This is a genomic window from Rhizobacter sp. P2_H3 (genome assembly GCF_056403355.1).
In genome coordinates, this window is sequence record NZ_JBFUFQ010000004.1 from 1 (window position 1) to 21,756 (window position 21,756).

Consider the following 21,756-nt stretch of genomic DNA (forward strand, 5'->3'; position numbering starts at 1 on the left):
GCCCACGGCCGCGTGCCGCGCGTGGTGCGCCGCGGCTGCGCCATCGGCATGCGCCGCCCRCCAGGCCGTGGCGGCCTGGGCGGCCATCGCCGCGAGGCAGGCCACATACGCGAGCACCGGCACGCGCAAGGGCTGCGGCACGCCGTGCCACAGCAACGCGAGGATCGCGCCGGCCACCAGCGCATACGCGGCGAACGCCACCGGCCAGGCGCCGAAGCGCACGCCGCGCGTGAACGCGGCGATGTACGCCAGGTGCGCCAGCAGGAAGGCCACCAGCCCCGGCAGGAAGCCCTGCACCGGCCACAGCAGCGCCACATCGCCGGCCAGCGACAGCAGCAGCCCCACCCGCACCCAGCGCCGCCGCGCCGGCGCATCGGCCCCGCGCGGCCATGCGAACGCGATGATCAGCAGCGTGGTCAGCGGCTTGAACACGAACAGCCAGTGCGCCGCGATCCAGCCGTCGCCCGACGCGATGGCCAGCGCCGCGCTCGCGACGATGGCCCCTGTCCACACCATCCAGGTGATCGGCTTCATTCCGCCCCCGCCGCCGGTGCTGCCGCCTTGGCCAGTTCGGCCCGCGCCTGCGCCGCGGCGCGCAGCGCCTTCAGCTTCTCGCGCGGGTCTTCCTTCGGGCCGGCCTCGTGCAGCTTCATCTCGCCGATGAAGCGGCTCGGGATGCCCTGCACGAAATCGCGCCCGCGCTTGCGCCGGCGCAGCGTGCTCACCGCGAGCGTCGTGCGGGCCCGCGTGATGCCGACGTACATCAGCCGGCGCTCCTCCTCGAGCCGCTGCGGCGTCATCTCCTCGTCGTCGCTGCGGAACGGCAGCAGCCCTTCGTTGACGCCGGCCAGCACCACGTGCGGCCACTCGAGGCCCTTCGACGCGTGCAGCGTCGACAGCGTGATCACGTCCTGCTCCTCGCCGCGCTCGGCCAGGCTCATGATCACCGAGATGGTCTGCGCGACGTCGAGCACGCTGGTGCGCTCGGTCTCGATGCTCATGCCGCCGTCGTTCTCGATCTCGCCGCCGCAGCGCTTGGCGATCCAGTCGATGAAGTCGATCACGTTCGACCAGCGCGATGCGGCCAGCTTCTCGCTGTCTTCGCCGTCGTACAGGTGCTTCTCGTAGTCGATGTCCTTCAGCCAGCCCATCAGCAGCGCCTTCGCGTCCTCGGCGCCGGTGGTGTGGCGCGCGCGGTACTCGAAATCGCTGACGTAGCGGCCGAACTCGTGCAGCGAGCCGATCGCGCGTGCGTTGATCGCGGTGCCCAGGCTCTCGGCGAACAGCGCCTCGTACAGGCTGGTCTTCCACTTGCCGGCGAACTCGCCGAGGCTGCCGAGCGTCTGGTGGCCGATGCCGCGCTTGGGCGTGGTGACCGCGCGCAGGAAGGCCGGGTCGTCGTCGTTGTTGACCAGCAGCCGCAGCCAGGCGCACAGGTCGCGGATCTCGGCGCGGTCGAAGAAGCTCTGGCCGCCCGACACCTTGTACGGCAGCTCGGCCTTGCGCAGGGCTTTCTCGATCACCCGCGCCTGGTGGTTGGCGCGGTACAGGATCGCGAAATCCTTGAACTGCACGCCGTCGGCCGCGCCGTTCGCGCGGATCGCCTGGATGCGCGCCACTGCGCGCTCGGCCTCGTGCTCCTCGTTGTCGCACTCGACCAGCTGCACCGGCTCGCCGTCGCCGAACGCGCTCCACAGCTTCTTCTCGAACAGCTTCGGGTTGTTGCCGATCACGTTGTTGGCGGCGCGCAGGATGTAGCCGGTGGAGCGGTAGTTCTGCTCCAGCGGGATCACCTTCAGGTCGGCGTACTCCTGCGGCAGGCGGCGCAGGTTCTCGATGGTCGCGCCGCGCCAGCCGTAGATGCTCTGGTCGTCGTCGCCCACCGCGGTGAACATGCCGCGCTCGCCGACGATGCTCTTCAGCAGCTCGTACTGGATCGCGTTGGTGTCCTGGTACTCGTCGACGAGCACGTAGCGCAGCGTGTTCTGCCAGGTGGCGCGCGCCTCGGCATCGCGCTTCAGCAGCCGGTACGGCAGGCCGATCAGGTCGTCGAAGTCGACCGCCTGGTAGGCCGCGAGCCGTTCTTCATAGCGCTTCATCACCTTCTGCGCGACCACGTCGTCGTCGGTCTCGGGCTTCACGTCGTCGCTGCCCAGGCCCTCGTTCTTCCACAGGCTGATGGTCCACTGCCAGCGGCGCGCCATCGCGATGTCGGTGGTGCCGCCGGCGTCTTTCAGGATGCCGAGCACGTCGTCGCTGTCGAGGATGCTGAACTTCTCCTTCAGGCCCAGCCGCTCGCCCTCGGCACGCAGGATGCGCACGCCCAGCGAGTGGAAGGTGCTGACCACCAGGTGCTTGGCGGCGCGCGCGCCGATCAGCGACTTGGCGCGCTCGCGCATCTCCTGCGCGGCCTTGTTGGTGAAGGTGATCGCGGCGATCTGCCCCGGCGCATAGCCGGCCTGCAGCAGCCGCGCGATCTTGTGCGTGATCACCCGCGTCTTGCCCGAGCCGGCGCCGGCCAGCACCAGGCAGGGGCCGGACAGGTGCTGCACCGCCTCCATCTGGGCGTTGTTCAGCGTGGAGACGGAATCGGGGGAGGAGGACACGGGGGAACGGCTCGGAAGCAAACTCGCATCGATCATAGGCGAGCGTCCGTCGCGGCGAGTCCGCGTGACTGTGATAGAACAATCGCGATCCCCTCCGAGCTTTCTTGCCGCCCCTTCCATGAGCCCCACTTCCTTCGACCGCCGCCGCCTGTTGCAATGGGCCGCGGCCACGGCATTCGGTACAGGTGCCCCGTTGTTCGTTCGGGCGGCACGTGCCGCCGACATCGACCGCTTCCCGCTCGGCATCGCCTCCGGTTCGCCGCGTGCCGACAGCGTCGTGCTGTGGACGCGCCTGATCGGTGCCGACCTGCCGGCGCGCGTGCCGGTGCAGTGGGAGCTGGCGCGCGACGAGGCCTTCACCCAGGTCGTCGCGCGCGGCACCGAGACCGCCGAGGCCGCCTGGGGCCACAGCGTGCATGCGCAGCCGCGCGAGCTCGCGCCGTCGCGCAGCTACTTCTACCGCTTCACCGCGCTCGGCGCGCGCAGCGCGACCGGCCGCACCCGCACCGCGCCGCCGGCCGGCGCGAGCGAATCGCTGGCCTTCGCGATCGCGTCGTGCCAGCGCTGGGACCATGGCCACTTCGCGGCGTGGCGCCACCTTGCCGACGAATCGCCCGACCTGGTCGTCTTCCTCGGCGACTACATCTACGAGTACGGCCCGGTCGCCGGCCGCGTGCGCGTGCACGAGGGCAGCGGCGACGCGACGACGCTCGCGCAGTACCGGGCCCGCTATGCGCAGTACAAGGGCGATGCCGACCTGCAGCGCATCCATGCCGTGGCGCCGTGGATCGTCACCTGGGACGACCACGAGGTCGCGAACGACTACGCGAACGACCAGGGCCAGGACCTGGCGCCGAACTTCCTCGAACGCCGCGCCGCAGCCTACCAGGCCTGGTGGGAGCACATGCCGCTGCCGCTGTCGGCGCGGCCGGTGCGCGCGAATGCGCAGGTGTTCGACCGCTACGACTGGGGCGCTCTGGCGCGCTTCCATGTGCTCGACGACCGCCAGTACCGCGACCACCAGGCCTGCCCGAAGCCGGGCCGCGGCGGCTCGAGCACCATCGACCTGGCCGCCTGCCCCGAGCTGATGAAGCCCGGACGCACGCTGCTCGGCGCGGCGCAGGAGCGCTGGCTGGGCGAGGGCCTGGCACAGACCGACGCACGCTGGAACCTGCTCGCGCAGCAGACGCTGATGGCGCCGTTCACCTGGACGAAGGAAGGCCGCTTCTGGACCGACGGCTGGGCCGGCTACCCGGTCGCGCGCGAGCGGCTGCTCGACACGCTGGCCGAGCGGCGCGCCGCCAACCCGGTGGTGCTGAGCGGCGATGTGCACTGCAACTACGTCGCCGACCTGAAGCGCCGCCCCGGCGATGCGGCACCGCTCGCCACCGAGTTCTGCGGCACCTCGATCACGAGCCACGGCATGGCGCAGGACCGGCTCGATGCGGCGCTGCCGCTGAACCCGCACATCCGCTATGCGCGCAGCGAGGAGCGCGGCTACATGAGCTTCCGGCTGGATCCGCAGCGCCTGGAGGCCGCGTTGCGCGTGGTCAGCGATGCAAACGATCCCAACGCGAGCATCCGTACTGCGGCGCGCTATGGCGTCGAGGCCGGGCGGGCGGGCGCGCAGGTCGGATGACGAAGAAGGGCCAATCCACCCCTTCAAATGGGTTATTGGCGTTGCGCGCGCAGATGGCGAATACTCGCGGCACACCATGAGACAGTTCATCCGCCACCCTGTCGATCTGCCGGTCGAGATCGGTACCGGCAACCTGCACGGCCCGGCGGCTGCGGCGCATGCGCATGACATCAGCGCGGGCGGCCTGGCGGTGCATGTCGACCGCGCGGTGGCGCCGGGCGAGCATGTGCACATCTGCATTCCCTATGTGCAGCCGGCCTTCGAGGCCGATGCCCGCGTGGCCTGGTGCGAGCCGAGCGAGATCGAAGGCTACGAGGTGGGCGTGACCTTCCTCGATGCCGAGGTCGCGTTCCTCGCGCGCATGGTCGAGCAGGTGTGCCACATCGAGGACTACCGGCAGTCGGTCAGCCGCATCGAGGGCCGGCAGCTCAGCGCGGAGGAAGCGGCGACCGAATGGATCGACCGCTATGCGCGCGACTTTCCGGCCATCGCCGCCGGCCGGCCGCACTGAGCCGCCGCGCATCAGCGCGGCGAGCGCAGATCCTGCAGCAAGCTGCCCACCGCATGGACTTCTTCTTCGTGGCCCTGGTGGCGCCACGGTTCGGCCAGCGCATCGGCGTACCACGACTGCATGGCCGGCAAGGCCAGCAGGCGCGCGAGGTACTCGTTCGAACGCGCCGAGAGCGTCGGTGAATAAGTCTGCGCCCGAAAGGCCAGCGGTGCGAAGAACGCATCCACGGCCGTGAACTGCGGGCCCGCCAGGAACGGCCCGCCGAAGCGGGCGAGCCCTTCATCCCACAACGCCGAGAGCCGGTCCCACTCCGCCTGCAGCGCCGGCGGCACCGGCTCGATCCGCACCCGCACGCCACAGTTCATCGAGCACAGGTTGCGCACGGTGAAGAAGCCGGAATGCATCTCGGCGGCCGCGCTGCGCGCCCAGGCCCGCGCGCCGCGCTCCACCGGCCAGGCCCGTGGATGCGCCTCGGCCAGGTACTCGATGATCGCCAGCGAATCCCAGACCACCGTCTCGCCATCGACCAGGCAGGGCACCTTGCCCGAGGGCGAGAAGGCGCCGAAGACCTCCGCCTGCGAGCCCGCGCCGAACGGCACCAGCTGTTCGTCGAACGGGATCTGCAGCGTGCGCATCAGCACCCACGGGCGCAGCGACCACGACGAGTAGTTCTTGTTGGCGATGAAGAGCTTCAGGGGAGGGTGTGCGGCCATGCGGCAGTGTAGGCAAAGTGGCCAGGCGTGCACCGGACGGCCGGCTGTCTTAGCATCGCGCGATGGATGCCCGCTCCGCCCTCCTGTGCGCCGGATTGCTGCTGTCGCTGCCGTGCACCTCGGCGCAGGCGCAGCCGGTCGACGTGCAGGTGGTGCTGCAGGACGGCAAGGTCGTGCTCGACGTCACAGCGAGCGTGGCCGCCGAGCGCGAGCAGGTGTGGGCGGTGCTGACCGACTACGAGCACATGGCGGGCTTCGTCTCGAACCTGAAGTCGAGCGCGGTGATCGGCCATGAGGGTGGCGCGCTGCAGGTCGAGCAAAGCGGCGAGGCGCGCCACGGCCTGCTGCACTTCGCGTTCCACAGCGTGCGCTCGGTCGAGCTGGTCGCGCCGCAGGAGATCCGCTCGCACCTGGTCAGCGGCGATTTCAAGAGCTACGAGGCGACGACCCGCCTCACGGCACCCGACAGCGGGCACACGTTGATCACCTTCCACGGCGAGTACGTGCCGAACCGCTGGGTGCCGCCGGGCATCGGGCCGTCGCTGATCAAGTCGGAGACGGGCAGGCAGTACGACGAGCTGATCGCCGAGATCCGGCGGCGACAGGGCGCTGCGGCGCACGTGGCCTCGCCGGCGTCGTCGCCTGCCTCGCCCTGAAAGAGGTCCGTACACGGGCGATACTTGCCCGCTGTGCAGTCCATCCTCGCCGTCACCATCCCCTTCTTCGCGTTGGTGCTGTGCGGCTACCTCGCCGCCCGCCAGCACGTGCTGCCCGAAGCCGCGATCCCCGGCCTCAACGCCTTCGTGCTGTTCTTCGCGCTGCCGTGCATGCTGTTCCGCTTCGGCGCCAGCATGCCGTTCGCGCAGCTGATCGATCCGGCGCTGATCGGCATCTACGCCGCCTGTGCGCTGCTGGTGGTGGTGCTGACGGTCACGCTGACGATGCGGCGCGGCCTCGACCTGAAGAACGCCGCCTTCGGCGCGCTGGTCGCCGCGTTCCCGAACACCGGCTTCATGGGTGTGCCGCTGCTGGCCGCGCTGCTCGGCGAGCGCGCCGCCGGGCCGGTGATCGGCACCGTGCTGGTCGACCTGCTGCTCACCAGCTCGCTGTGCGTGGCACTCGCGCAATCGCGCCGGCACGACGGCACGCCGCACGACGACCTCGGCGTCTCGCTGCGCCGCTCRCTGCGCGGCGCGCTCGGCAACCCGCTGCCGTGGGCGATCGGGCTCGGCGCGCTGCTGGCCGCCAGCGGCCGTGAACTGCCGGGGCCGCTCGCGCAGATCGTGCGGATGCTGGGCGATGCGGCGACGCCGGTCGCGCTGTTCACGATCGGCGCCGTGCTGTGGCGCGCCGGCCAGCATGCGCACAGCCGCACGCCGCTCGGGCGCTACCTGCCGGTCGCGCTGATCAAGCTGTTCGTGCACCCGCTGCTGGTGTTCGGCCTCGGGCTGGCGGCGCGCCGGGCCGGCCTCGCGGTCAGCGATTTCGGGCTGGCCGTGCTGACGCTGGCGGCCGCGCTGCCGAGCGCGAGCAACGTCTCGCTGCTGGCCGAGCGCTACCGGGCCGACAACGGCCGCATCGCCCGCATCATCATGGCCAGCACCGTGCTGGCCTTCGCCAGCTTCTCGCTGCTGGCGGGCTGGCTGATCCCGCTGGCGGGCGGCGGCTGAGGTCGATTGAAATTCGCTATTGACGTTCTTTGATCAATTGAATTTACGGCGAGAGGCGGCTTTCCGACACTGAGGGCACCGAACCAGGAGCCCTCGCATGAGCCAAACCCCTTCCCGCCTCACCACCGCCTCCGGCATTCCGGTGGTCGACAACCAGAACTCGATCACCGCCGGCCCGCGCGGCCCGGTGCTGCTGCAGGATTTCCACCTGATCGAGAAACTGCAGCACTTCAACCGCGAACGCATCCCCGAGCGCGTCGTGCACGCGAAGGGCTCGGGTGCCTACGGCACCTTCACCGTCACGCACGACATCAGCCGCTACACCCACGCGAAGCTGTTCAGCGCGATCGGCAAGCAGACCGAGACCTTCGTGCGCTTCTCGACCGTCGGCGGCGAGAAGGGCAGTGCCGACACCGAGCGCGACCCGCGCGGCTTCGCGGTGCGCTTCTACACCGAAGACGGCAACTGGGACCTGGTCGGCAACAACACGCCGATGTTCTTCATCAAGGACGCGATCAAGTTCCCCGATTTCGTCCACACGCAGAAGCGCGATCCGCAGACGAACCTGAAGTCGGCGACGATGATGTGGGACTTCTGGAGCCGCGCGCCGGAAAGCCTGCACCAGGTGACGATGCTGTTCAGCGACCGGGGCACGCCGGACGGCTACCGCCACATGGACGGCTTCGGCAGCCACACCTTCAGCCTGGTCAACGCGGGCGGCGAGCGGGTGTGGGTCAAGTGGCACCTGAAGACGCAGCAGGGGATCAAGAACCTGCTGCCCGAGGACGCGGCACGGCTGGCCGGCAGCGACCCCGACCATGCGCAGCGCGACCTGTTCGGTGCCATCGCGGCGGGCGACTTCCCGAAGTGGAACGTGTTCATCCAGGTGATGACCGAGGCCGAGGCGGCGACGTGGGAAGCGCGCACCGGCTGGAACCCGTTCGACCTGACCAAGGTGTGGCCGCACAAGGATTTCCCGCGCATCCCGGTCGGCGTGCTGGAGCTGAACCGCAACCCGGTGAACTACCACGCCGAGGTGGAGCAGGCCGCGCTGTCGCCGGCCAACATCGTGCCGGGCCTGGGCTTCAGCCCCGACAAGATGCTGCAGGGCCGGCTGTTCGCGTACCACGATGCGCAGCTGTACCGCGTGGGCACCAACCACCAGCACCTGCCGGTGAACCGGCCGCGCTGCCCGGTGCACCACCAGCAGCGCGACGGCAGCATGGCCGGCAGCGCGGGCGACCCGAACGGCAGCAGCGCCGCGCAGAACTACGCGCCGGTGGATGCGCGCGGCAGTGCGCCGCAGGGCTTCGGGCACGGCGACGCCGGCTGGCCGCTGGATGGCGCGGCCGCTCGCTACGACGAGCGCGGCGAGTCGGACGACTTCACGCAGGCCGGCAACCTGTTCCGCCTGCTGCCGGCCGACGAGCAGGAGCGCCTGACGAGCAACATCGCGAACGCGATGCGCGGCGTGCCGTCGGATGAGATCCGCCTGCGGCAGATCGGGCACTTCACGAAGGCCGATCCGGCCTACGGCGCCGCGGTGGCCCGCAAGCTGGCCGAAGGGGGTGCACGATGAAGACCGTCCGCCTCGCGATCGGGATGCTGATCAACGGCCTCGGCTTCGGCATCCTGATCACCCACTGGATAGCCTGATCGGCATACTGGCGAGATGCATGCAGCCACCCTGAACGCACTCGCCAGTTTCCCCGATCAGCTCGCGGCCTTCTACGCCGAGGTTCCCCGCGGGTACGAGACCTTCGTGCCCGACAGTTGGGACGGCGTGCCGAGCGAGGCCTTGTCGCCGCTCGCGCAGCTGTGCCACGTGCGCGACATCGAGATCGACGGCTACCACGTGCGCCTGCGGCGCACGCTGGACGAAGACCGGCCGCTGCTCGCGTCGATCGACACCGATGCGCTCGCGATCGAGCGCGACTATGCACATGCCGATGCGGCGCAGGCGCTGGCGGCGTTCCGCGTGGCGCGCGAGCAGACGCTGGCGCTGCTGCGGCGCATCGAGCCGCCCCAGTGGGAGCGCACCGCCGTGTTCGAGGGCTATGGCGCGCTGACGCTGCTCAGCCTGGTGCACTACCTCGCGAGCCACGACCAGCAGCACCTGGCCGGCCTGCAGTGGCTGCTCGGCAAGATCGACGCGGCGCGCGCGGCTTCGGCCGTCAGCTGAATCCTTACCAGCTGAGCGGATTGACGCGGTAGAACCGGCTCAGTTCGGCGAACAGCGCCGGATGCTGCGCGGCCATCTGCGGCGCCTGCTCGAAGAACACCTCGCTCGCGACCGCGAAGAACTCGGCCGGGTTGGTGGCGCCGTAGTGGCTCAACAGCGTCTCCTCGCCGCGCTCGGCCTGCTGCTGCAGCAGCGCGAATTCGCTGCCGAACACCTGCGCCCAGCGCGCGCGGTGGCGGCGGCCGATCCACGGTGCGCCGTTCGCGTCGCCGTTCTCCTGGTCGAGCTGGTGCGCGAACTCGTGGATCACGACGTTGCGGCCGTCGTCCGCCTCGGCGGCGCCTTCCAGCGCGTCGTGCCACGACAGGATCACCTGGCCCTGCGACCACGATTCGCCGGCCAGCACCTGGCGCTGCTCCTGCAGCACGCCGGCCGGGCCGGTGTGCACCTTGTCGACGACGAAAGCGCCCGGGTAGACCAGCACCTGGCTCAGGTTCGGGAAGTAGCCGGGCCGGCGCTTGTTCAGCAGCAGCAGGCAGGCCTGCGCGGCGATCGTCACGCGCATCGCCTCGGTGACCTCGAGGCCGCCGCAGCCGATGAACACCTTTTCGGCGAGGAACACCTGCATGTGCTTCTTCAGCTGCAACTGCAGGTCGGCCGGCATGCCGCGCACATAGGGCACGTGCCGGCGCAGGATCTGCCGCCATTCGGCCGGGAACGGGCGGGCGCGCACCCGGCGGCGGCGCAGTTCGATCCACGACGGTTCGCCGATCAGCCAGGCGATGAAGGCGCCGACGAGGCACACGACGATGATGAGGGTCAGCACGGTGTGGTGTCCTTGTCGGTGGAGATTCCCACGTGGAGCCGGGCTCCGGCATTTCAATGCGAGTGTGCGGCGGGAGCTTGCCTCCAAAGGTAACCGCCGGCCCCACTGCTACAGTGGCGACCGCTTTTCACGGCCCGCGCCCATGTCACATCCCATCGTCATCCTCGGCACCGGCCTCGCCGGTTTCACGCTCGCGCGCGAACTGCGCAAGCTCGACACCACGACCCCGCTCGTCATCGTCAGCCGCGACCAGGCCGGCTTCTATTCGAAGCCGATGCTGTCGAACGCGCTGGCCGGCAAGAAGACCGCCGCGTCGCTGGTGATGAAGCCGGCCGAGAAGATGGCGGCCGAGTTGAACGCGACGCTGCGCGCGAACGCGGTCGTCGCGCGCATCGACACGGCCGCGCAGGTGGTCGAGCTCGATGGCGGCGAGGCGATCGCCTACCGCGACCTGGTGCTCGCGCTCGGTGCCGACCCGATCCGCGTGCCGCTTGCCGGCGATGGCGCCGACGACGTGCTGTCGGTCAACGACCTCGACGACTACGCCCGCTTCGCCGACCGGCTCGACGGCGTGCAGCGCGTCGCGATCCTCGGCGCCGGGCTGATCGGCTGCGAGTTCGCGAACGACCTGCTCGCGCGCGGCATCGCGCCGACGGTGATCGATCTTGCACCGCGCGCGCTGCCGCGCTTGCTGCCGGAGCAGGCCAGCACGCGGCTGCGCGAGAAGCTGGAGGCGGCCGGGGTGGGCTTCCGCTTCAACACCTCGGTCGCGGCGGTGCAGCGCGACGGCAGCGGCTTCACGCTGACGTTGAAAGATGGCGGCACGCTCGCCGCCGACCTGGTGCTGTCGGCCGTCGGCCTGCGCCCGCGCACGGGGCTCGCGCACGCAGCCGGCATCACCACCAACCGCGGCATCGTGACGAACCGGCTGCTCGCGACCAGCGCCGCGAACGTGCATGCACTCGGCGACTGCGCCGAGGTCGACGGCCACACGCTGCCCTATGTGATGCCGATCATGCAGCAGGCCCGCGCGCTGGCCGCGACGCTGGCCGGCAAGCCGACGCCCGTCGTCTACCCGGCGATGCCGGTGATCGTGAAGACGCCGGCCTGCCCGACGGTGGTGTGCCCGCCGCCGCTCGACGCGTCGGGCGCGTGGACGGTGACGCTCAGCGACGACGGCTGCGATGCGCGCTTCCACAGCGGCGACGGGCAGCTGCTCGGCTTCGCGCTGCTCGGCAGTGCCACGGCGCAGCGGCAGGCGCTGGTGCCGCAGGTGCCGGGGCTGCTGGTGTAGCTGACGCGTCAGCCGGCCTTCCGGCGTGCCGCAATGCGCCGCGCCGCCGCGTTGCCGTGGAAGAACGCCTCCTCGAACACCGAGTACCCCGACAGGTCCGCATGCGCGAACTGCACCCGGCCGCTGCCTGAGGCCAGTGCCGCCAGCGCGGGGTTGCCGCGCACGCCGGGCAGCGGAATGCTCATCGCATGGCCGTAGCGCATCAGGTCCATGCGCACCAGCTTGTCGGGCAGGTCCGGATGGGCGCCGACCAGCGTCTGCACGACGGCCTGCGACCAGGCCTGCCACGGCTGCTCCAGCAGGCGCTTGCGCTGCGCGATCAGCTGCGCCTCGTTGTCGCCGCCCAGCGCCCAGTAGACCGTCAGCACCATCGGCCCGGGGTAGGGCCGCGTCGCCTGGTGCATCGCGTCGACATACCCGAGCGTGCTGCTGCCGTACAGCACGTTGTCCCACGACGGCGGCGCGCCGGGCTGGTCGACCAGCGCGTCCGACAGCTGCAGGTTCGCGACCAGCCACGGGGCATGCCGCATCCCGGCCACCGCCGCCTGCAGCGCGGCCGGCGGCGTGCGCAGTACGCGGGCCGAGATGAACAGCGGCGTCGCGAGCACCGCGTGTGGCGCGATCCAGCGTTCGGTGCGCTGCGCCTTCGCGTTCCACAGGTCCAGCGTCACCTCGTGCCGGCCTTCCTCGAGCGCCAGCGCGACGCAGCCATCGTGCAGCCGGCCGCTCAGCGGCGTCGCCAACCGCTGCGCGAGCCAGGCGTTGCCTTCGGGCCAGGTCAGCACGCCGTCGTCGCGCGCCCGCGCGTCCCGGGGGTCATCCCCCGGGGCATGGAAGCCGTGCCGGCTCGCGAAGTAGTGCAGCCCGGCCCAGGCCGATACCTGTGCGGCCCCGGCGCCGTAGTCGTCGCGGCAGCAGTAGTCCAGGTACCAGCGCAACGGCGGGGCGGTGATGCCCTGGTCGTCGAGCCAGCGCGCGAATGTCACGCCGTCGAGGGCCTGCATCGCCGGCGTCCACGCGGCGCGTGCTGTCGGCAGCGCGAAGCTGCCGGTCGGCCCGGCCAGCGACACCAGCTCGGCGAAGCGCCGATACTGCGCCAGCGTCGCGTCGCGCTGCGATTCGGGCAGCGCCGCGATCGGCGGCAGCAGGCCGTCGTGCCAGTGGCCGTCGATGAAGAGCCGCTCCTGCGGGCTGTGGCACAGGTGGCGCTCGTCCCACACCGCGCGCCCGCCCTCGCTGCGGCGCAGCCCCAGCGATTCGAGCAGGCCGATCAGCTCCACCGCGTCGTCGCCCGGCACCGGCAGGTAGTGCGCGCCGAGCGGGCAGGCCATGCCGCCCATGCGGTGCGCGCGGCTGTTGCCGCCGGCGCCATCCTCCAGGTCGAACACGTGCACGTCGTCGATGCCGGCCAGGCCGAGTTGACGCGCACACGACAGCCCGGCGATGCCGGCGCCGACGACGATCACGCCGGCGCGCTTGTGCACCGTCGGCTCGGCCAGCGTGCGGCCGCCGTCGCGCAGCCGGTGGCCGCGCTCGTGCTGCGCGCCGACCCATTCGCCGCCGTAGGCTGCAGGACGTTTCGCATCGCAGCCGGCCAGGCCGGTGAGGGCAGGCGCCGCCAGCGCGGCGGCCGTTGCGGCGAGCAGCGTGCGCCGGTCGCGGTCGGGGAGCTCGCTCACTGGTGCACCTTGCCCCATTCGTCCTCGAAGGTCTGCACCAGCACCTGGTTCGACAGCCGGTTCACGTCGGCCGGCACGCGCGCCATGTCGATCGGGAAATCGAACAGCGCCGGCAGCCCACCGAGGCTGATGAAGCGCAGCCCCTCGGGCAGCTGCGTCGGCATGCGGTACGGCCGGCGGCTCGCGAGGATGAATCCCCATTCGCCGAAGCTCGGCACGTGCGCGTGGTACGGCGTCACCTGCAGGCCGGCGGCCTCCAGCGTGGTCGCCACCGTCCAGAAGCTCTTGCGCGCGATCAGCGGCGAGGTGGTCTGCACCACCGCGTAGCCGCTCGCGTTCAGATGCTGCTCCACCAGCCGGTAGAAGCCGGTGGTGTAGAGCTTGCCGATCGAGAAATTGGTCGGATCGGGGAAGTCGATGACGATCACGTCGAACGCGCCCGGGTTCTGCTCCAGCCACGCGAAGGCGTCGGCGTTGACGATGCGCAGCTTCGGCGAATGCAGCGCATCGGCGTTCAGCGCGCGCAGCATCGGCGACTGCGCGAACAGCGTCGTCATGTGCGGGTCGAGCTCGACCAGCGTGACCTGCTCGACGCCGGGGTACTTCAGGATCTCGCGCACCGCCATGCCGTCGCCGCCGCCCAGCACCAGCACCTGGCGCGGCGCGCCGTGGCCGGCCATCGCCGGGTGCACCAGCGCCTCGTGGTAGCGGTACTCGTCGCGCGAGTGGAACTGCAGGTTGCCGTTCAGGAACAGCCGCACGCCGACGCTGCTCGAGGTGACGACGATGCGCTGGTAGGCGCTGCTCGCGCTGTAGACGATGCGGTCGGCGTAGAAGCGGTCCTCGGCCCAGCTGCTGACGCGCTCCGCGCCGGCGAAGGCCGCGAGCAGCGCGGCGATGACGCCGCCGCACGCGAGCGCATGCAGGCCCCAGCGCCGCAGCTCGCCCCTGAACAGCCACAGCGCCCACACCGCGACCGCGGCATTCAGCAGCCCGAAGAACGCGCCGGTGCGGATCAGCCCGAGCTGCGGCACGAACAGCAGCGGGAACGCGATCGCGACGACCAGCGCGCCGAGGTAGTCGAAGGTCAGCACCTGCGAGACCAGGTCCTTCAGCGCATAGCGTTCGCGGAAGTGGCGCTTCAGGATGCGCATCACCAGCGGGATCTCCAGCCCCACCAGCGTGCCCACCAGCAGCACCAGCGCATACAGCGCGAAGCGGAACGACGGTGCGGCCAGCGTCTGCAGCGCGAACAGCGCGAGCGGCATCAGCCCGCCGACCAGCCCCACCAGCAGCTCGATGCGCAGGAAGTGCGCAATGATCTGCCGCTCGAAGAAGCGCGACAGGTACGAGCCGATGCCCATCGCGAACAGGTAGCTGCCGATGATGGTCGAGAACTGCAGGATCGAATCGCCCAGCAGGTAGCTCGCCAGCGTGCCGGCCGCGAGCTCGTAGACGAGCCCGCAGGCGGCGACGACGAAGACGGACGCGAGCAGCGCCACCTCGGCCGGGCGGATGCCTGTTGCGGCGCCCGTTGGATGCGCCGGGCCGAGCGCCGGGCCGTCCCAAGCCGGCCCGGATCCCCCTGGGGGATCGGACGATGTACTCATCGGACGAGGGGTTGTCAGTTCGTCAGCCGTGGATCGCCGCGGAGACGATCATCCCGATCGCGATGCACATCGAGCCGACGACGATCGCGAGCGCCACGTTCTTCTTCTCGACGATCTCGGCCCACAGGTCATAGGGCGTGATCTTGTCGACGATGATGAAGCTGATCCAGAAGACCAGCACGCCGATCAGTGCAAACAGGATGGAGCCGACGAAGATGCCGGGCTTCATCCATTCGATTCCCATCATGAGAGCCTCCTGTGTGGGGTTGTCTTCACTTGTGGCCGCCGCCGCTCGAGAAGCCGCCGAACGAGCCGCCGCCGGTGCGAAAACCGCTGCCGCCGCTGCGGTTGCTGTTCAGGCAATTGACGTACTCCTGCGAATTCTCGCCGTAGGTGCTGCGCAGGCCGCTGCAATCGGCCGAGCTGCTGCTGCTGCAGCGGAACAGCATCAGCAGCACCGCGATCACGAACATCGCAACGAAGATCTTGGCCAGCAGCCCGCCCGAGCCTGACGTGGGCAGTGCATCCCGCTGCAGCGCCGCGCGCCGGCCGCTGTCCAGCCGGAAGGCCTTCATCACGTCGTCGGCGCTCATCGCGTCGCCGGCCGACCAGACGATCTCGTCGCCCGTCTGCTCGCGGTTCAGCCGCTTGCTGCCGGACTGGTAGTCGGTGTTGAGTGTGCGCTGCGCGCGCGTGAGCTGCCAGTAGAACTCGCCGAGCACGTAGGTGACCTGCCCGGTGTAGGTGTAGAGCTTGCGGTAGGTCGCGCCCTGGTACACCGCCGCGTCACCGCGCAGCTGCGGCACGCCGGTGATCGGCGCCGTCCAGCTCCAGCCGTCCTCCGCATCGACGATGAACGCGAAGCCCTCGGTGCGGTGGTACAGCAGGTACTCGCGCCAGAAGGTCTGCTCGTCGTCGGCGCCGTCGGGCAGCTCGCAGCGCTCGACATAGCCGACCACCTGCCACGGCAGCGGCGCCTTGCCGCCGAGCGCCAGCGTGCCGACGCTGCCGAGCGGGATCTGCGGCTCGCTGCCGTTGTCCTGCACGTAGTGCGCGAGGTCGCCGCCGACGCCCTGCGACACGTCGACCACCGAATGGCACTGGTGGCAGACGATCGATTGCGTCGTCGCGAGCTTCACCTCCAGCGAGGTGCCGCAGTTCGGGCATTCGATGCTGCGCGCCTTCAGCGTCTTCTGCGCCTGCTCGGCGAGGCCCGTCATCGCGAGCTCGCTGATCGCGACCGCGCGGCCGACCGACCACTTCGGCGCGGCCGGATCGCTGTAGTCGAGCGTGCCGACCTCGTCGCGCGTGCTGCGCAGGTCGCTGACGACGAAGCCGCGCTCCGTGTTCGGCTTGACCGGCAGCTCGCCCTGCGCCGCGATCAGCTTCGCGGCCGAGACCGACGCGACCGACCACGGCTGGCCGTTGACGATCTGCTGCTGGCCCGGCCGCAGGCTGGCCGCCTCGGGCACCGCGGCCTGCAGCGGCTGGTCGAACGCGAGCACGTAGCGGCCGTTGTCCTCCGACAGCCAGCCGCTGCGCCCGTTGTCGAACAGCGCATGCCATTCGTTCCACGTGCCCTCGGCGTAGCGGTACTGCAGCCGGCCCACCAGCGTGAAGGCGGCACCCTGCACGCGCCCGCTCGCACCGAGCTGCAGCGGCGAATGGTCGTCGAACAGCTCGGCGCTCTGGCCGATCCTGCGCAGCGCGTCGCCGTCGCGCACGATGGTGCTGCGACAGAAGCTGCAGACCGCGAACGCCGACGCGGCCGAGCGGAACTCGACCTCGGCGCCGCAGTTGGGGCAGGGCGCGCGGTAGGCGCGCTGAGGGCTGGGTTCGGTTGCCAAGAACTGGGTTCTAGACCAGCTTCTTCAGCAATTCGGCCTTCTTGGCGTCGAACTCGTCCTGCGTCAGGATGCCCTTGGCCTTCAGGTCGCCCAGCTTCTCGAGCGTGGCCATCACCTCGTCGGGGCGGATCGCTGCCGCGGCGGCTCCCGCGACCGGCGCTGCCGCCGGCTGCTGCAGCCCATGGCTCAGCTGTTGCGCCAGCACCTGGCCGAGCGCGACACCGGCGCCCAGGCCCATCGCATCGCCGGCGATGCCGCCACCGCCACCGCCGCCCTCGGCGAACTTCGGCAGCGCCTGCGCCGTCTGGTACTGCATGAACTTGCCCATGTCGTTGCCGACCATGCCCATGCCGATCTTCTGGTCGAGGATCTTCTGCAGCTCCTCGGGCAGCGAGATGTTCTGCAGCGTGACGCTCTCGAGCAGCAGGCCGAGCTTGTTGAACGACGGCTGCGTCGCTTCCTGCAGCGCCTTCGCGAACTCGACCTGGTTGGCTGCGAGGTCGAGGAAGGCGATGCCGCTGGACGCGACCGCGTCGGAGATGTGCTGCAGCATCAGCGCGCGCAGCTGGCCGTCGAGTTCGGCGGTGGTGTAGCTGGCGCGCGTGCCCGAGACCTCGGTGTGGAACAGCTTCGGGTCGGCGATGCGGTAGCTGTAGTTGCCGAAGCCGCGCAGGCGCACCGCGCCGAAGTCCTTGTCGCGGATCGTCACCGGCTGGGTCGTGCCCCAGCGCTGGTCGATCTGCTGGCGGGTGCTGAAGAAGTAGACGTCGCTCTTGAACGGGCTCTGGAACAGCTTGTCCCAGTTCTTCAGGTAGGTGAGCACCGGCAGCGTCTGCGTCGTCAGCTTGTAGGTGCCGGGGCCGAACACGTCGGCCACCTTGCCCTCGTTGACGAACACCGCCATCTGCGATTCGCGCACGGTCAGCGAGCCGCCGTACTGGATCTCGTTGTCGGCCATCGGGTAGCGCCAGGCCAGCACGCCGTCGCCGGACTCGGTCCACTCGAGGATGTCGATGAACTGTTTCTTGATGAAATCCATCAGGCCCATGGCGCGAAGCTCCTGGAAAACGACCGGCTCCGGGATCGGAGTGCGGCGAATAATACGCCGCGGCATCGGCCCTTTGTCTCCCCCCTTTTTGGTGAACCGCGCGTGACGCGGCCATCCAGCGGGATCGGCTAGCGCTGGATCGGCGCGGACGCCGCGGCGCTCCACTGCATCGAGCGGCCGATGTACTCGACCCGGGCCTGCTGCTGCAGTGCGGCGAGCCCGCGCTCGACCGCCTTGCGGCGCCGTTCGGTGCGGATCAGCGCCGCGATCTGCTTGACGGCCGCCGAGCGCGAGATCGTCGCCGGCTGCGTCTGCAGCACCGTCAGCACGCGCACGCCGCCGTCTTGCGGCAGCACCAGCGTCTGGCCGACGCGCAGCGGCGCCAGGGCGTCGAGCAGCGCCTGCGGCGTCTCCTCGGGCTGCAGCGCGAACTGGCGCGCGTTCAGCGGCACGCCTTCGACGCGCAGTGCCTCCATGGTCTTGTCGGGCGTGGCCGCGGCCTGCAGCCGGGCCTTCAGCGCATCGAGGCGCGCGGCCGGCAGCGGCAGCACCGCTTCCTGCAGCCACATCAGCCGGCGCTGCGCGAACCAGGCGGGGTGTGTTTCGTAGAACTGGTCGATCTCGTCGCTGGAGGGTTCGACGGCCGTGCCGGCCAGGCGCTCTTCGTACGCGCGGGCCAGCACCTCGCGCTGCGCGGCCTCGATCATCTGCACGGTGCGCGGGTCGCGGTCGAGCCCGGCCTTGCGTGCGGCCTGCGCGGCGAGCGATTCCTGCACCAGGTCGGCCACCGCCTGGCGGCCCGCGGCCTGGGTCTGCGCGTTGCTTTCGCCGATCGCGGCGCGCGGCAGCACGAGCTCGAGCTGGTGCTCGCTGACCGGCTCGCCGTTGATCCGGAAAGCGGCTTGTTCGGTGGAGGCGCCGGCCTGCGGGCTGCACGCGCCGAGAACCGCCCCTGCGGCGGCGATGGCGGGGAGCAGGAAAAGGCGCGCGAGTACTGCGAAGGCGGGCATCTGGGGGGCTGCAAATTAGGGGGGCAACCGGCACCGTACCTCCGCGCATCCAAAGCAGCCATGCCCTGAGTCGGGGGTAGGACGGCGGCGGGCCGGTCATCGGTGGCGAATCGGTGCGAAATGTCACGATGCGGCCGTGCGCGACGGCCTCCTGCGGCGGCGCGACAATGCCGCGTTTCCGCCACACCACCGCTCACGAGGTGCCCGATGACCGCTTCCCGCCCTGCCACTGCGTCATCCGAGAAGCCGCTGACCCTCGCCGTGGTCGGCGCCGGGCCGGTGGGCCTGGCGCTCGCGCTGCTGGCCGCCCGGTCGCTGCCGCAGGCGCAGGTCAGTGTGTTCGATGCCCGGCCGCTCGACAAGGATGTGTCCGGCGACCCGCGCACGCTCGCGCTGTCGCTCGGCAGCGTGCAACTGCTGCAGCGGCTGGAGGCCTGGCAGGCCGATGCGGCGCAGCCGATCACCGAGGTGCATGTCTCGCAGCAGCCGCCGTCGCTCGGCGCGGCGCTGGCCGCGTGGGTCGGCGAGCCGGCGGTGCGCATCAGCGCGCTCGAGGAGGCGGTGCCGATGCTCGGCGCGGTGCTGAGCTATGGCGGCATCGTCGCGCCGCTGCAGCGGGCGTGGCTCGCGGCCTGCGAGCGCGAGCCGCGGCGCCTGCTCAGCCGCTTCGGCCAGCCGGTGCAGGGACTGAAGCCGGTGGGGAATGGTGAGGAGACGGGTGGGGTCGAGGTCGATGCCGGCATCGCCGAGCGCTTCGACATCGCGGTGGTGGCCGAGGGCGGCGTCTTCAGCCAGCTGCCGCGCGAGCGGCTGGGCGGCGTGCGCGAGCCGCTGCACCACGACTACCACCAGACGGCCTGGGTCGGCACCGTGACGCTCGCGAATGCCCGGCCGGGTGTCGCGTACGAGCGCTTCACGCGCCACGGGCCGGCGGCGCTGCTGCCGCTGAAGAACGGGCAGGCCTCGCTGGTGTGGTGCGTGGCGAGCAATGACGACCCGGTCGAGCCGTTGAGCGACGCGCAGCGGCTGGCGGTGCTGAACACGATGTTCGATGCCGAGGTCGGTGCGATCACCGCGGTGTCGCCGCTGAAGCGCTTCGCGCTCGGGCTGAGCGCCGAGCGCACGCTGACCGACGGGCGCACGGTGCGCATCGGCAACGCGGCGCAGACGCTGCACCCGGTGGCGGGGCAGGGGCTGAACCTCGGCCTGCGCGATGCGTTCGAGCTGGTGCAGGCCTTGTCGCGCAACGCGGACGTGGCGCAGGTGTTGCGGCGCCTGGAGTGGCAGCGCGGGCCGGACCGCTGGGCGATGATCGCCGCGACTGATTTCCTGGCGCGCAGCTTCACGTGGAAGCTGCCGGGGGCGGGGGCGGCGCGCGGGCTGGGGATGGTGGCGCTGCAGGCGTTGAAGCCGCTCAAGTCGGCGCTCGCGCGGCAGATGATGTTCGGTTCCCGCTGAAACCCGTCAAGGTTCCAGCTTCAGGAACAGATCCCGGTCCGGCGCGAAGTTCGCATAGAGCGGCAACAGCGCTCCCCCCATCGCCCGTGCATCCGAGCCGATCGTGCCGGGCAGCACCTCTGGCCGCGCGACGCCTTCCCAGCTGTAGCCGTCCAGCGCCACCGTCAGCTCGCGCAGCAGCGCGGCGAGCAGCCCGCGGCCGAACGAGCCGTCGATGATCACGCCCTCCAGGTCGAGCAGGCAGGCGGCCGTGTGCACGGCCAGCGCGATGCCGGGGCAGGCCTCGCGCAGCCAGGCCTCGGTGATCGGCAGCCACGGCGCCGTCAGCGCGCGCTCGTCCAGCCAGGCCTGTTCGGCCAGCCCGGCCTCGCGCCAGCGCGCCTCCAGGTCGAACAGCGAAGCCACGCTCAGCAACTGCCGCGGCAAGCCGTGGCCGTCGCTCGCGCCCAGCGCCAGCGAGCCCACCGCGCCGGCGTTGCCGCTGACGCCGCCGCGCAGGTGGCTGTCCAGCACCAGCCCGCCGCCGATGAAGGTGTCGATGAAGACGTAGAGGTAGCTGCGCATGCTGCGCCCGCGGCCCGCCACCAGCTCGGCCACGCAGGCGGCCGCGGTGTCCTTCACGAACACCACCGGCAACTCGGTCAGCGCGGCCACGCGGGCGCGGATGTCGATCAGCGCCCAGGCCTGCGCCGCCTCGGCCGACACGCCGAGCAGCGATTCCCAGCCGCCCAGCGACAGYGGCGCCGCGACGCCCACGCCGTGCAGCACGCGCGCGCGCTCGGGGCCGAGCCGCCCGCGCAGCTCGGCGAGGCCGTCGGCGATCTCGTTGAACAGGCTGCGCGGATCCGGGAAGGCATAGGCCCGCACCAGCCGCTCGCGCACCTGCCCGGTGAAGTCGACCAGCAGCATGTCCATGCCGCGCCGGCCGATCTTGATGCCGATCGAGAACGCGCCGTCCGGGTTCAGCGCCATCGGCACCGACGGCTGGCCGACCTTGCCGCGCACCGGCGCCTGCTTGACGACCAGCCCGTCGCCCTCGAGCCGGCCGATGATCAACTGCACCGTCTGCGGCGTCAGGTGCGTGAGGCGCGCGATCTCGGCCTTCGGCAGCGCGCCGTGCAGCCGGATCGCCTGCAGCACCACGCGCTCGTTGAACTGGCGCATGCCCACGTGGTTGGAGCCGCGCGGGCGCAGCCGGCTGCTCGCCTGAAGCTCGGTCATTCGATCAGGGCCGAAGGGCGTCGGCGATGACGCCCTTCTTGAAGAGGATGTTGGCGAATGGTTGCATCTCGCCAGTCTGCACGATCGCGTACGCGCCGCGCACGCGCTCGTAGAACGCGAAGCGCTCGATGGCCTCGCACTGCGCGCCCAGCGGGTCGAGGATCTCGCGCTGCAGCGCCGAGCGGTAGCCCTCGGCCGTGCCGCTCACCTGCATGAAGGCCACCGGCCGCGGCACCGCGTCGTCGAGCGGGAACACCGACAGCACGGCCGCGCAGGCCCGTGCCATGCCGATGCCCGGCAGCCGCAACACCGGCTGGCGGCCGGCCAGCGATTCGGCGGTGAAATTGGCGTCGGCCAGCACCACCTCGTCGCCGTGGCCCATCTCGCACAGCAGCTTCAGCAAGGCCGGCGTCAGCACGGGGTCGATGTTCTTCAGCATGGG

At 70.7% G+C, this 21,756-nt stretch carries 20 protein-coding genes; 8 read left to right on the forward strand and 12 right to left on the reverse strand.

Annotated elements, in window-relative coordinates; translation table 11 throughout:
* Together AC1D1T_RS01300 and AC1D1T_RS01305 are read right to left on the reverse strand one after the other, a co-directional pair.
* Window positions 1-534, reverse strand: a 534-nt coding sequence (locus AC1D1T_RS01300; protein WP_477991260.1) for a lysoplasmalogenase family protein, incomplete at its 3' end; no start/stop codon positions are given.
* On the reverse strand, window positions 531-2,642 hold the full coding sequence (locus tag AC1D1T_RS01305) for an ATP-dependent helicase (RefSeq protein ID WP_477839430.1): 2,112 nt from the start codon (window positions 2,640-2,642) through the stop codon (window positions 531-533). The genes AC1D1T_RS01300 and AC1D1T_RS01305, both read right to left, overlap by 4 nt.
* A gap of 82 nt (window positions 2,643-2,724) precedes the next feature.
* Between AC1D1T_RS01305 and AC1D1T_RS01310 the strand changes: the two genes are divergently transcribed.
* Entirely contained in the window at window positions 2,725-4,245 is a 1,521-nt protein-coding gene (locus AC1D1T_RS01310; RefSeq protein WP_477824751.1) for an alkaline phosphatase D family protein, read from the forward strand.
* 76 nt (window positions 4,246-4,321) lie between these two features.
* The gene (locus tag AC1D1T_RS01315; RefSeq protein WP_047501777.1) at window positions 4,322-4,756 is read left to right on the forward strand and encodes a PilZ domain-containing protein; all 435 of its coding nucleotides are present in this window, start codon (window positions 4,322-4,324) and stop codon (window positions 4,754-4,756) included.
* Between the two features lie 11 nt (window positions 4,757-4,767).
* Here the strand turns inward: AC1D1T_RS01315 and AC1D1T_RS01320 are convergent, their stop codons facing one another.
* Window positions 4,768-5,469 carry a glutathione S-transferase N-terminal domain-containing protein gene (locus AC1D1T_RS01320; RefSeq protein ID WP_047501779.1) on the reverse strand — a complete coding sequence of 234 codons (702 nt, stop codon included), beginning with the start codon at window positions 5,467-5,469 and terminating at the stop codon, window positions 4,768-4,770.
* Window positions 5,470-5,531: 62 nt separating this feature from the next.
* Between AC1D1T_RS01320 and AC1D1T_RS01325 the strand changes: the two genes are divergently transcribed.
* From AC1D1T_RS01325 to AC1D1T_RS01340, 4 genes are all read left to right on the forward strand, one after another.
* The gene (locus AC1D1T_RS01325) at window positions 5,532-6,125 is read left to right on the forward strand and encodes an SRPBCC family protein (RefSeq protein WP_477824752.1); all 594 of its coding nucleotides are present in this window, start codon (window positions 5,532-5,534) and stop codon (window positions 6,123-6,125) included.
* A gap of 33 nt (window positions 6,126-6,158) precedes the next feature.
* Complete coding sequence (locus AC1D1T_RS01330) at window positions 6,159-7,139, forward strand: AEC family transporter (RefSeq protein ID WP_477839432.1); 981 nt, start codon at window positions 6,159-6,161, stop codon at window positions 7,137-7,139.
* Between the two features lie 97 nt (window positions 7,140-7,236).
* Window positions 7,237-8,718: a catalase gene (locus AC1D1T_RS01335; RefSeq protein WP_465111564.1), complete on the forward strand. Its 1,482-nt coding sequence runs from the start codon at window positions 7,237-7,239 to the stop codon at window positions 8,716-8,718.
* A gap of 93 nt (window positions 8,719-8,811) precedes the next feature.
* The gene (locus tag AC1D1T_RS01340; RefSeq protein ID WP_477824755.1) at window positions 8,812-9,321 is read left to right on the forward strand and encodes a DinB family protein; all 510 of its coding nucleotides are present in this window, start codon (window positions 8,812-8,814) and stop codon (window positions 9,319-9,321) included.
* A 4-nt stretch (window positions 9,322-9,325) separates the two neighbouring features.
* On the opposite strand, the gene AC1D1T_RS01345 is transcribed toward AC1D1T_RS01340, so the two are convergent.
* A complete protein-coding gene (locus AC1D1T_RS01345; protein ID WP_477824756.1) occupies window positions 9,326-10,147 on the reverse strand; it encodes a M90 family metallopeptidase in 822 nt (273 codons plus the stop codon).
* A gap of 142 nt (window positions 10,148-10,289) precedes the next feature.
* Here AC1D1T_RS01345 and AC1D1T_RS01350 point away from each other — a divergent pair, with 142 nt between their 5' ends.
* On the forward strand, window positions 10,290-11,441 hold the full coding sequence (locus AC1D1T_RS01350; protein WP_465111567.1) for an NAD(P)/FAD-dependent oxidoreductase: 1,152 nt from the start codon (window positions 10,290-10,292) through the stop codon (window positions 11,439-11,441).
* A gap of 8 nt (window positions 11,442-11,449) precedes the next feature.
* On the opposite strand, the gene AC1D1T_RS01355 is transcribed toward AC1D1T_RS01350, so the two are convergent.
* From AC1D1T_RS01355 to AC1D1T_RS01380, 6 genes are all read right to left on the reverse strand, one after another.
* The gene (locus tag AC1D1T_RS01355) at window positions 11,450-13,120 is read right to left on the reverse strand and encodes an FAD-dependent oxidoreductase (protein WP_477824758.1); all 1,671 of its coding nucleotides are present in this window, start codon (window positions 13,118-13,120) and stop codon (window positions 11,450-11,452) included.
* Window positions 13,117-14,730 carry a polyamine aminopropyltransferase gene (locus tag AC1D1T_RS01360; RefSeq protein ID WP_477824759.1) on the reverse strand — a complete coding sequence of 538 codons (1,614 nt, stop codon included), beginning with the start codon at window positions 14,728-14,730 and terminating at the stop codon, window positions 13,117-13,119. The genes AC1D1T_RS01355 and AC1D1T_RS01360 overlap by 4 nt, the downstream gene beginning before the upstream one ends.
* Window positions 14,731-14,752: 22 nt before the next feature.
* The gene (locus tag AC1D1T_RS01365; protein ID WP_047593230.1) at window positions 14,753-14,974 is read right to left on the reverse strand and encodes a DUF350 domain-containing protein; all 222 of its coding nucleotides are present in this window, start codon (window positions 14,972-14,974) and stop codon (window positions 14,753-14,755) included.
* A 28-nt stretch (window positions 14,975-15,002) separates the two neighbouring features.
* Entirely contained in the window at window positions 15,003-16,577 is a 1,575-nt protein-coding gene (locus AC1D1T_RS01370; RefSeq protein ID WP_047501796.1) for a DUF4178 domain-containing protein, read from the reverse strand.
* Window positions 16,578-16,587: 10 nt separating this feature from the next.
* Window positions 16,588-17,625, reverse strand: a complete 1,038-nt coding sequence (locus AC1D1T_RS01375; RefSeq protein WP_477824760.1) for an SPFH domain-containing protein — start codon at window positions 17,623-17,625, stop codon at window positions 16,588-16,590.
* Window positions 17,626-17,753: 128 nt separating this feature from the next.
* Complete coding sequence (locus AC1D1T_RS01380; RefSeq protein ID WP_477824761.1) at window positions 17,754-18,635, reverse strand: EpsD family peptidyl-prolyl cis-trans isomerase; 882 nt, start codon at window positions 18,633-18,635, stop codon at window positions 17,754-17,756.
* A 207-nt stretch (window positions 18,636-18,842) separates the two neighbouring features.
* On the opposite strand from AC1D1T_RS01380, the gene AC1D1T_RS01385 reads away from it, so the two are divergent.
* Complete coding sequence (locus tag AC1D1T_RS01385) at window positions 18,843-20,093, forward strand: FAD-dependent monooxygenase (RefSeq protein ID WP_477824762.1); 1,251 nt, start codon at window positions 18,843-18,845, stop codon at window positions 20,091-20,093.
* A gap of 6 nt (window positions 20,094-20,099) precedes the next feature.
* On the opposite strand, the gene AC1D1T_RS01390 is transcribed toward AC1D1T_RS01385, so the two are convergent.
* Window positions 20,100-21,314 (reverse strand): ROK family transcriptional regulator, encoded by a 1,215-nt coding sequence (locus AC1D1T_RS01390; protein ID WP_477824763.1) that lies wholly within the window; start codon window positions 21,312-21,314, stop codon window positions 20,100-20,102.
* 4 nt (window positions 21,315-21,318) lie between these two features.
* Window positions 21,319-21,753, reverse strand: a complete 435-nt coding sequence (locus AC1D1T_RS01395) for an RbsD/FucU family protein (protein ID WP_047501804.1) — start codon at window positions 21,751-21,753, stop codon at window positions 21,319-21,321.
* Between the last annotated feature and the right edge of the window lie 3 nt (window positions 21,754-21,756).

Bases quoted from the DNA above. Each gene is read 5' to 3' on its own strand.
- AC1D1T_RS01395 (WP_047501804.1), bottom strand. From the start codon at position 21,753: ATGCTGAAGAACATCGACCCCGTGCTGACGCCGGCCTTGCTGAAGCTG.
- AC1D1T_RS01385 (WP_477824762.1), top strand. From the start codon at position 18,843: ATGACCGCTTCCCGCCCTGCCACTGCGTCATCCGAGAAGCCGCTGACC.
- AC1D1T_RS01315 (WP_047501777.1), top strand. From the start codon at position 4,322: ATGAGACAGTTCATCCGCCACCCTGTCGATCTGCCGGTCGAGATCGGT.
- AC1D1T_RS01350 (WP_465111567.1), top strand. From the start codon at position 10,290: ATGTCACATCCCATCGTCATCCTCGGCACCGGCCTCGCCGGTTTCACG.
- AC1D1T_RS01360 (WP_477824759.1), bottom strand. From the start codon at position 14,730: ATGAGTACATCGTCCGATCCCCCAGGGGGATCCGGGCCGGCTTGGGAC.
- AC1D1T_RS01320 (WP_047501779.1), bottom strand. From the start codon at position 5,469: ATGGCCGCACACCCTCCCCTGAAGCTCTTCATCGCCAACAAGAACTAC.
- AC1D1T_RS01305 (WP_477839430.1), bottom strand. From the start codon at position 2,642: ATGATCGATGCGAGTTTGCTTCCGAGCCGTTCCCCCGTGTCCTCCTCC.
- AC1D1T_RS01335 (WP_465111564.1), top strand. From the start codon at position 7,237: ATGAGCCAAACCCCTTCCCGCCTCACCACCGCCTCCGGCATTCCGGTG.
- AC1D1T_RS01310 (WP_477824751.1), top strand. From the start codon at position 2,725: ATGAGCCCCACTTCCTTCGACCGCCGCCGCCTGTTGCAATGGGCCGCG.
- AC1D1T_RS01340 (WP_477824755.1), top strand. From the start codon at position 8,812: ATGCATGCAGCCACCCTGAACGCACTCGCCAGTTTCCCCGATCAGCTC.
- AC1D1T_RS01375 (WP_477824760.1), bottom strand. From the start codon at position 17,625: ATGGGCCTGATGGATTTCATCAAGAAACAGTTCATCGACATCCTCGAG.
- AC1D1T_RS01365 (WP_047593230.1), bottom strand. From the start codon at position 14,974: ATGGGAATCGAATGGATGAAGCCCGGCATCTTCGTCGGCTCCATCCTG.
- AC1D1T_RS01325 (WP_477824752.1), top strand. From the start codon at position 5,532: ATGGATGCCCGCTCCGCCCTCCTGTGCGCCGGATTGCTGCTGTCGCTG.
- AC1D1T_RS01380 (WP_477824761.1), bottom strand. From the start codon at position 18,635: ATGCCCGCCTTCGCAGTACTCGCGCGCCTTTTCCTGCTCCCCGCCATC.